Below are 13,150 nucleotides of genomic sequence, written 5' to 3' on the forward strand. Positions count from 1 at the left end.
TTAGTATACTTATTTTTTGATTATTAATACGAATCAATGGTTGAATACTTTTATTGCAATACCACCACCTGATGCCATATATATAGGTAATTGACGATTGTCCGGAATATTTATGATCTCTCTCTTATAATCTTTGGCCAGGCGGTCTGCATTGATGCCATCTCTGAATATCTCGGCTTTGAAATTACCTTCTCCCAAAAATGACAAATCTAAGTTTAGGGACCGGGCATCCCAATTAGTTAATGAGCCTATGTACCAGATATCTCCTTTTTTGCGGGCAATTGAAATATATTTAGCCACTTCTCCATTCATTGCGACTGTCTTATCCCATATGGTTGGTATAGACGTAATGAATTCGACACACTCCGGCTCTGCCATATAGTTCGAAGGGCTATCGCAAAGCATATTAAGGGGTGATTCAAATATAACATATTGCGCCAACTGTCGACAACGAGTACCTTGGCTCATTGCCTCGGAATAGACCGGATAATAATTTTTCCGTGTAGCATTACGCATGGCTCCTTGTGTATAATCCATTGGACCAGCTACCATCCTGATAAATGGGATTGTTACGTCGTAAGTCACCTGATCTGTTTCCGCAGTTGACCATTTCATGGTCTCTAAACCATGAACACCCTCGAAATTGATTACATTGGGAAAAGTTCGTTGTAAACCGGTCGGTTTATAAGTTCCATGAAAATCCAACATCATCTTATACTTGGCTGCGGTTTTTGCCGCACGATAGTGAAAATTCACCATTAACTGGTCGTCCCTATCCATAAAGTCAATCTTAAATCCTTTTATTCCCATTTCGGAATAGTGTTTGCAAACCCGTTCCATATCACGATCAAAAGCATGATAACCAGCCCATAGGATTAAACCTATATTTTTCTCGTTAGCATAAGCAACCAATGCCTCTAAATCGATTTCCGGGACAACTTGAAATAGATCTGCCTGTTGATTCACCGCCCAGCCTTCGTCAAGGATTACATATTCGACTCCATATTTTGAAGCAAAATCAATATAATATTGATAAGTTTCATTATTGACCCCTGTCTTGAAATCTACATTATTCAGATTCCAATCATTCCACCATTCCCAAGCAACCTTGCCGGGCTTAACCCATGCAAAATCAGTTTCCTTCTTTGCTGGGGAGGCTAACTTATAGACCATGTCATTATCTGCTAATTCATGGTCGTTAGTACTGATGACCAATGCTCTCCATGGAAAAGAGGTTCCTTTGTCGTATTTGGCAATATAAGGCTGTACGGTTTCTACCAAAATTTGTAAATTATTGTGCCCACCCTGAGAGACTTTGTCGGGATAAGGAGCAAAAACGGCTTTCAGGCTATTTTTTGTTTCTCCTTTGTAAAGATACATTCCAGGATAATTCATAAGATCCGCCTCAAGAATACAAACTTTTTTGTTATTTACCCCTTCTACAAGGACAGGTAAAAATGCGATTCGCTTTGGATCCCAATCTGAAATAGAAAAATAGGAATATAAATTCTCAAAAGAACTAAAAAATTGTTCCTGTAAAGAGTTTCTTTGTTTTTTTACATACGATGCGTAAATTTTCTGGTTGGAAGGAAAATTGTAAATAACCTCCTCATTCTTTACTTCAAATGGTTCTTTCGATGTAGAAATGAAGCGATAAGCAACACCATCATTATACGCCCTGAAGATTAAATTGAACCCGTCTTTAAAATGTAAAGTCAACTCATTATATTGGTCTATAATTTTTTTCTTTTTATAGATTGAAGTTTGAATAGTTTGACCCACACTGTTATTTGAATATTTAAAGAGTTTAGAATTCACTCCATACATCCTTCCGTCTGTCAGTGTGATTGAGATGGGAGACTTGTCCAAAATTAGATCCCCCTGATGAACAATACTGTATTCTATTGTATTTCCAATAGTCAATTGTATCTCTATTTTGGTATCTGGTGATTTTAATCCAAATTGCTTTTGAGCATTCACCAAGGAAATAAAAATAAAACAACAAACAAAAAGCAAAAAGATTCTATGCATCATAGTGTTTATTTTTTTATGTTATACATCTATTTTTTTAATACTGATTCGCATTATTTTTCAATATCTGCTCTGTCAAGGGGAAATGCGAAACATTAGTTATTATTCTATTAAACTGACAATATAATCTCTTCTCACCTGCAAATATACGGGCCATGCACAGACCTAACCTCAAAATTCTCATTCATATCATTCAGCATAAAAACATAATAAGATTTTCCTCCGGGCTGGACTTTAACCACAACATGCCCTTGTTCCCCTTTGAGGCGTTTCATATTCTTTGCCTGGTCAACATAGTCTTTGCTTCGTTGCGGTGTGTTAGTGGCAAATATGTCCCTTTCTCCCGGATATAGGTTTTGCGATTGCATTCTTGCCAGCACATCCAATCCAAAATGAGATACATTCCAGACCTGCATCACAAAGACCTGGGGACGGGTCGCAGCTATAAAAAACTCATTCATCGCATCCCTAAATGCATGATGGTTCACTTCACACACTTCAACAGGGCCTAACGCTTTCGCGACAGGAGTTTCTATATCAGTCCACAAGGGAGAGTTATAATGGATAGCACCGGTAATATCTCCTCCATTGAAATAATCAAACGCCCCATAACTAATCCGGATACCGGCACTGAGGTTATTTTCATTGATCGATCCTGTTGATTTCAAATCCTTCAAATCGGGGATGTGATGCCGGGTCTCAGAGCCGACACCTGTCCATACCTCCCCGTTTGCAACAATATTCCGTATTTCGAACAGATCTTTGTATTTTTCCGGATTATTCAATAATACAAACTGCTTATTGGTACCTGGGACAAAACGTTCGGCCATCATATCACCATTCCCGACATGCCAATCTACAAAACGTTTATAATTCTTGAATAACGGAGATTTCTGTTCGACAAGATAATTATATTCCGGATAATCACGATCGATTATTTTACGGAACGGTATAAACTCTGCAACCTCGGTAAGTCCGTTAATTCTATAATCTCCTCCTGATTTCGTTTTGGGATATGTTTCTGAATAAGATCCCATGTGATCCGAATGAAAGTGTGTGAGAAGTACATAGTCTAGCGCTTTCTCACTATTATCTTTCATGCAATTCAGTATATACCGGGCAATCCATTCTCCTGCCTCCCGGGAGTCATCCGGAACGGTAGTCGTATTACGTGGGTCTTTACTATGTCCTATATCTCCGGCATCTATAAGAAGTGTCGTTCCGTCAGGTAATATACAAAAAACAGATTCACCTTTTCCCGTATTAATATGGTGAATCTCCATTTCACCCTCTGTCCAAGCCGGGAATTTGTCCGGAGTCTGTGCATTTACTCCAAAAATCAGGGTCAGATATAATGCCAAAAATACTATTATTCTTTTCATTTCTTGTGTGCTTTTATTGATTACAAAATTACTAATTATCAAACGGCTTTAAATAAAAATAGTCTACTTCAGGTTTCGAGCGTGCATTCGACATATACTGCTCCATTTTATCGACAATCTCTGGATACTGACTGGAAAGATCATTTATTTCCTCGGCATCGTCGAGTAAGTTGAAAAGCTTTATTTTCGTATTGCCTTTACTGTTTATATCAACACGAAGACCTTTCCAGTGCCCAAAACGGACAGCTTGTTGTCCTCCTCCCTGCGCATGCTCCCAATAAAGATATTCATGACGTTCCTGATTCTTCTTCCCCAATAATTCAGGTAAAAAACTAATACCATCGGTATGTGAAGGAATCTCCACTCCTCCTATTTCACAAAATGTAGGTAGAAGATCATATAATACAATGGGTAAATCACTTATCATCCCCGCTTTAATCCTATTTTCCCATACAGCTATAAACGGAGAACGGATCCCCCCCTCATATAAAGATCCCTTTACACGGTTTGCGACTGATTGGAAAGGCTTTGCACTTTGATAATAGGTAGAGTTTCCGGAAGGGCCATTGTCACTACTGAATAGGATCAATGTATTCTCATATATCCCTAACTCTTTCAATTTATCAATAATCTCTCCAATTTGTTCGTCGAGATAAGTGACCATTGCCGCATAAGTAGCCTTGGGATAACGACAAGGGTAACCTGAACCTCCCAAAGAAGGCTCCTCATCTCCTAATTTTTCCACATACTTGTCCACCAATCTTTTAGGAGCCTGCAAAGAGGTATGGGGCAGCGTGGTGGCATAAAACATAAAGAAAGGAGTTGTAGCGTTATTTTCAATAAAACGAAGGCTTTCGTTATGTATCAATTCGGCTGAATAATCATTTTGCCAAAAAAATTCATAACTCTTTTCATCATATTTATCTGCATCTTTAGGGAGCTTGGTGGTGGGTGGAATTGGCTCATTTCTCAGATTTACCCGTTCGCCATTTCTCCAAAGGTGATTTGGGAAATAGGTATGTGCCTGTCGTTGACAGTTATATCCGTAAAAGAGATCAAATCCCTGTTTCTCCGGGACACCTTCAGTAAAAGGTGCGCCAAGCCCCCATTTCCCAAAACAACCGGTAGCATAACCTTGGGCTTTCAATAGTTTGGGTATAGTAACCGAATGGGCTGGGATTGGTCGTTGTCCCTCCAACGAAGGATCATTGGATGTTTTATTGTAATCCCACACATCGCCTCTCTCTGTCCAGGGATCATTACCCCTAATATAGGCGTGTCCCATGTGCAATCCAGTCAATAAACCACAACGGGAAGAGGCACTTACTGGAGATGCAGAATAAGCATTGGTAAACAATTTTCCCTGGGAAGCCAGTTTATCGATATTGGGAGTTTCAATCAAACTCTGTCCATAACAACTGGCATCTGCATATCCCATATCATCAGCAAGGATAAATATGATATTCGGTTTATTCTGTTCCGGCTGTCCACAGGAAGAAAAAAACGCCACTGAACAAAGCGATAAAGCTGTCCACTGTTTCTGTTGATTTCTCCAAATATTATTCATATTTCTTAATTTTTATCCATTATAAAATTTATACGCCATTGAGAACTTGTCAAATGACTAAAATAGGTTACCCTCTTTTTTAAATCTAAGCTGGTGCAACACGCGGCATCCAACATGGTTCCTTTTGCATTTCGGCTTTCAACGCTTTGTGCATCATTTCCATCTTCAACGTCTGGTACTTTGGGTCATCCCATAAATTATGAAATTCATCAGGATCATTTTCTAGATCAAATAATTCTCCTTCATCAGATTGCATATACCAAGTAATCTTATACCGTTCTTCAATATAGGTTTTCTGATAGAATTTCGTCCTCTGAAAACGATTCTCTGCAAACACCCAATCACGAATCTTGTCTTTTTCGCCTGCCCAGATCGGTGTGACATCTATTCCCGCCACTGTCATCGGGATCTCGCGACCCGCCAATTTCAGGAAAGAGGGGACGAGGTCTACCAAAGAAATCAGGGCATCCGATTGGCGCTTTTGCGGATAATGACCTTTCCATGATACAATAAATGGAATACGCAAATCTTCCTCAAAGGCAAATCCCCCTTTGGCTGTCAGGTTATGCGTCCCTATATGGTGTCCATGGTCAGTGGTAAATATAACAACCGTATTTTCCAGTTGGCCTGCTCTTTCGAGGTTATCGAGTATTTGACCTATATATTTATCCATCATGGATATCATCCCATAATATATTGCCTTGTTTGCAGCCAGTTGTTCTTTTGTTGTTTTTTGGTTATGTAGCCCATGGATACTAAAACCGTCCTCATCGAACTCTGCGCCCCATCCAGTTTTTCCTGTCTGGGTCATTCGGTAATGGTAAGGCATATCTTCCAGATCATCAGGATCGACCTCCGGTAATTTTATCTCTGCAGGATCATACATGGAAGCCCAAGGTTCAGGCACCAGATAGGGAGGGTGCGGGTCAAAAAAACTGGCCCATATAAAGAAAGGTTTTCCTTCTTTTAGCATTTCGTTTATGTTCGCATTTGTCCTTTCTGCGATCCAGGCATTCAGATGATATTCTTCCGGTATATTCCAGGCACCTCGTTGTGGGGTTCCCTGCGCTCCGTTTTTATCCATTATTTTTTGCATCTCTGCACTCACATTCGCATAACCGACCACACCCGGCCTGATAAACCATTGTTTCCATTCTTCCGGATCGCGTCCTTCTTTTTTTAACTTGTCAATCATCCACAGTGCGTAGTGCTGACCTACATGAGACTCATCTCCATGGTCACGCGCCAACTCCACATGGTCAAATCCGTAGAAAGGGCCGTTGTATTTCTTCCAGAAATTCAGGTCTTGAAGTATGGGGTATGCTTCAAGGGACGGATAAATCGCATTTCCAGCCAGGGGCTGAAAGTGTGCTTTACCGACAAGGATAGACGTGTAACCTACCTGCGATAGGTAATCACCAATACAAGGGACATTTTCCGGCAACTTCGTCCCGAGTGCATAAGCGCCATGCTGGCTGGGATACAGGCCTGTTATAATGGAACAGCGAGTGGGAGTACTCACCGGATTACAGGTATATGCCCTGTTATAAATTGTACCCATTTCTACCAACCGGTCCAAGTTGGGAGTCTTAAGGATTGGATCATTATAGCCCATTCCCATCCAGAATTGCTGATCACTGGTGATTAAAAGAATGCTGGGCTGATGGGGTACCAGAGATTCGATCGCAGGAGGTTTTCCATAGACCTTCTCAATCTCCTTCATTACAACAGGACTATCATTGTGATTTACCTGCATAATAGGTTGTTGCGCAAGCATTTTTGACCCATACAAGGCGCATACTCCTATCACTGATATTATTTTAGTGTTCATCACTTTTATATAAATAAATTCTTAAAAACCGCAAGGTCATATCCCTGTAACAGGATATAGCCTTGCGTTTTCCCTTATTTATCTCAAATTAGGATTGATATCCTGCTCGCTTTGCGGTATTGGCCATTGGTAATCCTGCGGATTCCTAAAATTTCTCGTAATCACAAACCATCTATCGTTTGGATCTGTCTGACCGCCCTTCTTTCGCATATTCTTGGCACCGGGAAAAGGTGCCCCATAAAAGTCACCATTCAACACCTCATGGGCAATTCCCCAACGTAACAAGTCCCAATAACGATGACCTTCCAAGGCGAGTTCCACTCTCCGTTCATTACGCAAGATAGGGCGTAGTTTATCCCTGTCTGTCTCTGTTACCGGAGGCATATTGACCGTTGCCCGTCCTCTGACAAGATTGATCGTTTGATCAAGGAGTTGCCTTGTTATGACTGTTCCGGCCTCTAATTCTGCTTCAAGATAGCCTAATAAGACTTCCGCATAGCGGACAACAACCGTATTTGCACCATATTGAAGCAAATTACCACTATAGCCTTCATCAAAATACTTCCTCAGCCCGAATCCTGTATAGGTAGTTTGTTTTCCAGCCCCCAACTGATCTAAAGAACGTGAAGAATCCGGGTGACAGATGTATTTATTACCTGCGAAATCAGCATTATTGACCAAAAGAGTATAACGCAAACGGGGGTCTCTGTTCTTACTTAAATCTGTCGGATCATAAAGACTATTTTCATAGGAGAAGGGGGTACCGTCCACATAATCATAGGCTTCAAAAAGTGATCCCAACGGACATATGAGATGCCAGCCCTTAGATATGGCAGGTAATGCGTGTTGGGTCAATCCGTTCCCAGCCAAACTTTCCAGGTACTGCGTCGAAAAGATATTTTCATTACTATGCTTATTGGCAGGAAGGAAAATACTTTGATAATCAGGATCAAGCTGATTATCACCCCAATCAATAATCTTTTTGTAGGCTTGAGCAGCTTTAGTAAACTGTTTATCCGCCAAATAAAGTCGTCCAAGAAATGCCAAAGAAACCTGAGCCGTTGACCTTCCTAGTTCACTAGCTTTCAAATCCTTATATCTGGGAAGAATCTCTGATATCTCATTCAATTCTTTTTCAACAAAAAGGATGATTTGCGCTTTTGTATTTTTCTCAACCAGATTTGCCTCTTCCGGAGTAAGCGTATTCGTTATCAGGGGAACATCTCCAAAATACTGTGAAAGATAAAAATACTGGACCGCCCTTAAAAACCGTGCCTCCGATTTCATCCTATCAATAATCGGCTGCTGCGTCGGAACTTTGTCCACATTTTCAATAAATCTGTTACATCTCGCAATCTTAAGATAGGCATTTCTCCAATAGTTGTTAATACTACCATTGGACGCATTCAGTGTCCCATCTGACAATTTATGCAGAGAGGAGTTTCCTGTAGTTGTTGCACGCCGGTCAAATGCATTATCTGAAGCAAACTCTAAAAACATTAATCCGCTATAGGATAACCAATCGGATTCAAATCCGGTATTGTTATAAGGTATATTACCTTTATAACAACCCATTAGCACTGTCATTGCATTCGCCTCGTTGCTCCATACTACATCTTGGTCTAGACTAGTCAACGGAGAGATCTCTAATTCGCCTACACAAGAGCTGAAACAATAACTCATTATCAGGATAAGCGTGAAATTATATATCTTTTTCATTTTCATCAGAATTTTAAGTTTACACCAATAGTATACGTTGCCAACCTAGGATAATGATCACCACCTGTATTCGCTTCCGGATCCCAACCTTTCGGGTATTTCGTCCATGTCGCCGGATCCTCCACACTGATATATATTCTTAAATTATTTATATGCCACATATTTAAGAGTTTTGTAGGCAGGGTATACCCCACCTGTATATTTTTTAGTCGCAGATAGCTTGCATTCCGCGTCCATAAATCCGAAAGATAACCGTTATTTCCTTCTGAATTACCTAAAATCTGGAGTCTGGGATAGGCCGGATACCGCTTGGGATTTTCAGAATCGAAACGACCTTCCCACATCCATCTCTGTATTGATCCTAGATTATAGAAGGCAAAGCCAGCATAGTTTGTCAGTCGCCCTTTCACTCCCGCAACTCCTTGAAAGAAAAGACTTGTGTCGAACCTTTTGTACTTAGCTCCTATATTGAAAGCAAAAGTATATGTTGGAATCTGGCTTCCCAAAATTACACGGTCCATAGCTGCAGTTACTTTGCCATCACCGTCAATATCCACATATCTTACGTCTCCCGGACGGGCACTGTTCTTCGGCATCAGGCTAGATTGGTCATTCTTCTCATACCATGCATCAATATCGTTCTGATCGAGGAATACACCATCTGTTTTATAACCATAATAGGATTGCATTGGATATCCGATAAAAAGATCACTCCCATTACCAATAAGTCCATTGGGTTGTTGTACGTTTCCCACGCCAAGGTCCATCACTTTATTGCGTATAATAGTGAAATTTCCACTTACATTATACTCAAAATCACCCAATGACTTTCGGTGTGAAATATCAAACTCCCATCCGGTATTTTTCAATGACCCTGTATTCATTTCGGAAAGATTCATTCCAAGAACCGATGAAACGCTCGAAGTCGGTTTGTACAAAATATTGGTGGTATGCCTATAGAAATAAGAGGCATCAAGAGAGAGCAATCCCTTCCATAAAAGAATCTCTACACCGGCATCTGTAGTCCGGGTACTTTCCCAATGTATTGTCGGATCGGAGTAGGTAGCCATTGCCGATCCTTGGTTAAAAATCCCTCCTATAGTATAATTCTGTCCTAAGTTATACATCGATTGCCATGGATAATTTCCTATATTCTGGTTACCCAAAATTCCCCATGAACCTTTCACCTTCAAGTTGCTCAGCCACGATGAGGTACTTTGCATGAATTGCTCTTCCGAGATACGCCATCCGGCAGCAAAGGATGGAAAAGTTCCATATTTCTTAGTAGGAGGAAAACGGGAGGAACCATCCCGTCTCACGGTAGCTTCCAATAAATAACGGTTTAAGTAATCATATTTAAATCGGCCAAAGACCGAAAGGATAGTCCAATTATATCCGCCTCCACTTGTTTGTTGGTTATCGGGAGAACCAGCATCCAAATAGGGCAAATCATTCCCTGGAAATTTATCTCTCATCCCTTTCATTGTTCTTTGTTCCTGCTGTTCGAAAGAGTAACCGGCCAAGGCTCCTATTGTATGGCCTACAAACTCTTTGGAGTAATTGGCCGTTGCCTGAAATGTTTTGTAAACCAATCTTACCCCCTCCTGCTCCAAAGATGACGGTGCCATTGTCATATTATCGTCGAGCCGAAACGTCGACCTAAATAATTTCGTTTCTTTTTGTGAAAAGTTATATCCGGCTATTGCCGAGAGAGTGAGATCTTTAATGGGGTTATAATCTAAATTGGCATTAAAGTTCGCCCTCCACATAGGCTCCTCGTAAAATGAAGTACTTTCCAGCCAAGCAGCAGATGTTCCGTTGCCTTCCGGCCCTATACCATAATCGCCATTGGACAATTTCCCCGCATAAATTGAGGGAAAACGGAAAGCATTGCTGAAAATCGCATCCATCCCTGTTGTAGCCTTTCCTCCGGGCACAGCCGGTTCTTTTATTTCCGATACAACTCCTGCTATCCGGGTAGTCAGTTTAAGTTTATTAGTCAATGTGCTTGTCATATTAGCACGTACGTTATATCTTGAATAATTATTTTTCTCAATAATCCCATCCTGACTCAGATAGCCTAGGGCTAAATAATAATTATTCATATTTGTTCCGCCCGTCAATGTCAGGTCATGTCCTGTTTGAAACCCACGGCCTCCCAAAAGATCTTTAACCCAATTTGAATTAGGATAATTATCCGGATCACTCCCATCCTTATACTTTTGAATCACTTCCGGTGTATATATTTCGGTTCCCGCCGCTTCATTATAGGCCAAGGCATATTCCCATGAAGGCAAATATTCCGGGAGTGTAGCCGCACGGACAAAGCCACCGTATCCATTATACCCTACCTTAATCCGTCCTTCGCTTCCACTTTTGGTTACCACAAGAATAACTCCATTGGCTGCTCTTGCACCATAAATAGCTGCAGATGCAGCATCTTTCAACACACTGATCGATGCAACCTCCTCAGGGCTTACATCGTTAATATTACCGGGAATACCATCAATCAGTATCAAGGCATCAGGAGATGCCCCAAAAGAACCGACGCCTCTCACTCTTAATTCACCCGGGCTCGCTCCCGGTTTTCCTGACCGCTGAATAAGCGTTACTCCAGGCATCTGACCTGCCAACACATTTGACAGAGCAGTAACTGGCCTATTTTCTAACAGTTCGGAAGAAATCTGCGAAATCGAACCAACAACATTTGCCTTTTTTTGCACACCGTATCCAACAACCACTAGCTGATCAAGCTCTTGAAGATCTTCCTTCAGTTGAATATTCACAGTAGAACGATTATCAACATGAATTTCCGCAGATTCATAACCTATATACGAAACCTGTAAGACAGCATTATCCTCTATTTGCAGTGTAAATGATCCGTTGATATCGGTAATTGTTCCATTGGAAGTTTCTTTCTCCATCACATTAACCCCGATAATAGGTTCACCTTGTTCATCTTGCACAATTCCGCTTACTCGTCTCTTTTGTTGTTGATCAACGTTCTCTACCAATTCGGGAGCAATGCGCTTCATTTCTTTTGGATATAAAATAATCTGTGCGCCTTTTACCTCATATTCTACGTTCGAAGGATCAAATAACCGTGTCAATACGGAGGTAATAGCCTCTTCCTTAACCCGTATATCCGTTTTTCGGTCTACATCTATTAACTTACTGTTATACAAGAAATAGAATTCTGATTTCTCTTCTATCGTCTGTAAAATTTTTTCAATAGAACTATTTTTCATATTCAACGAGATCTTTGTCTGTTGAGAATAGGTCAGCTCTGAATGCAACTGAAAGGCGCACACACATAATAATAGAAGTGTCATCCTCATGGCCAGTGGAATTTTATTTAATAAATCATAAAGGATGCATATCCTTTGTTTATTCAATGGATTAATCATATTTTTACATTGTTATTAAATTTATGATGATGAGTTTAATAGCTTGCTTGTTGGTCAGGTGAGATTTTCCAACAACGCAAATCGGGGGGAGAATGTATTGAGCGTTCTCCCTTTTCTCGGATATCCCGGATATTATATTTTCATAAACCTCCTCTTTTTTGTTACTGATTATCTTTTATTACTTTTTATTGTCACAATCCGTTGTGTAAAAGTACTATTGGCACGTTGTTCCTGCCGGGATATGGAATAGATAATTGGAGCCGATCTTTGTAAGAGATCCAGAACATCTTCCAATGTTTCATCGGTGAAAGTGGCGGTATATTCATAGTCTTTCAAAGCTTCTCCTTCGAGGAGAATCACTACTCCGAACTTGCGGGAGAGCTTCTGCGCAATGGTTTCGAGTTTCTCCCGTCGGAACACCATCTTTCCATCCACCCATGCTGTTTCCACATAAGTATCGGCCTGTACAATATTCATTTCTCCCGTTTCCGGCATTAAAACGGCCTTCTGCCCTACCGCCAGCGTCTCTTTTTTCATCGAACGGGTTGCCGCCACTTCAATATTTCCCCGGGCCAACGTCACATGATATCCCGGCTCATCGTTATAGGCGTGTATGTTGAACTCCGTACCGAAAGCGCTCACGGTGATATCATCGGGCATCACCACATTAAAACGGTTTTTCTTGTCGGCCACTACTTTAAAATAAGCCTCGCCCGACACTTGTACTGTTCTTTCTTTTCCGGTAAATCTTTGCGGATAGGTCAGTTCGCTCTGCGCGTTGAGCCAGACCTCACTGCCGTCGGGTAATACGGCCTTTGTAACCATCCCAGGAGCCGAAACGAGGGTAATCATCTCCGGAGGAGTTATTTTTAAATTGGGTTGTATCACGTATTGATGCAACAAAAATAAAGGAAGCAGTATCACCGCTGCTGTTCGGGTAATATTCCATGCTTTTACACGGAAAGAAAGAAAAGTGATTTTACGCGATAACTGTGTCCATGCTTTATCGGAATCTATCTCTTTTTGTTTCCTGAGATTTTCAGACAAACCATGGAGTGTATCATCAAATTCATTCATTATCAGCTTCTTTTATATAGATCTATGTTTGAATGTACTGTTCGGTAAAGGTATTTTATCCCTTCTTATATTTACTTGACGTATGAGAATGGAAATACCCTATGTTAGGGTAGAAAAAAAGAGCCAATAACCAAGA

Annotated in this window: 7 protein-coding genes; all 7 read right to left on the reverse strand. The window is 40.8% G+C overall.

Annotated features, from left to right (window positions below; translation table 11 throughout):
• Nucleotides 1-33: 33 nt before the first annotated feature.
• Nucleotides 34-2,034 carry a retaining alpha-galactosidase gene (locus ABV001_RS05670; protein ID WP_502929857.1) on the reverse strand — a complete coding sequence of 667 codons (2,001 nt, stop codon included), beginning with the start codon at nucleotides 2,032-2,034 and terminating at the stop codon, nucleotides 34-36.
• 131 nt (nucleotides 2,035-2,165) lie between these two features.
• A complete protein-coding gene (locus ABV001_RS05675; protein ID WP_352421905.1) occupies nucleotides 2,166-3,413 on the reverse strand; it encodes a ComEC/Rec2 family competence protein in 1,248 nt (415 codons plus the stop codon).
• A 31-nt stretch (nucleotides 3,414-3,444) separates the two neighbouring features.
• Nucleotides 3,445-4,980, reverse strand: a complete 1,536-nt coding sequence (locus ABV001_RS05680; RefSeq protein WP_352421906.1) for an arylsulfatase — start codon at nucleotides 4,978-4,980, stop codon at nucleotides 3,445-3,447.
• A gap of 85 nt (nucleotides 4,981-5,065) precedes the next feature.
• Complete coding sequence (locus ABV001_RS05685) at nucleotides 5,066-6,811, reverse strand: sulfatase-like hydrolase/transferase (protein WP_352421907.1); 1,746 nt, start codon at nucleotides 6,809-6,811, stop codon at nucleotides 5,066-5,068.
• 78 nt (nucleotides 6,812-6,889) lie between these two features.
• Nucleotides 6,890-8,530, reverse strand: a complete 1,641-nt coding sequence (locus ABV001_RS05690; protein ID WP_352421908.1) for a RagB/SusD family nutrient uptake outer membrane protein — start codon at nucleotides 8,528-8,530, stop codon at nucleotides 6,890-6,892.
• 5 nt (nucleotides 8,531-8,535) lie between these two features.
• On the reverse strand, nucleotides 8,536-11,778 hold the full coding sequence (locus ABV001_RS05695) for a TonB-dependent receptor (RefSeq protein WP_352421909.1): 3,243 nt from the start codon (nucleotides 11,776-11,778) through the stop codon (nucleotides 8,536-8,538).
• A 327-nt stretch (nucleotides 11,779-12,105) separates the two neighbouring features.
• Nucleotides 12,106-13,014, reverse strand: a complete 909-nt coding sequence (locus ABV001_RS05700) for a FecR family protein (protein WP_352421910.1) — start codon at nucleotides 13,012-13,014, stop codon at nucleotides 12,106-12,108.
• Nucleotides 13,015-13,150 lie beyond the last annotated feature (136 nt).

It is taken from the genome of Proteiniphilum sp., assembly GCF_040307845.1.
Lineage (GTDB): Bacteria > Bacteroidota > Bacteroidia > Bacteroidales > Dysgonomonadaceae > Proteiniphilum.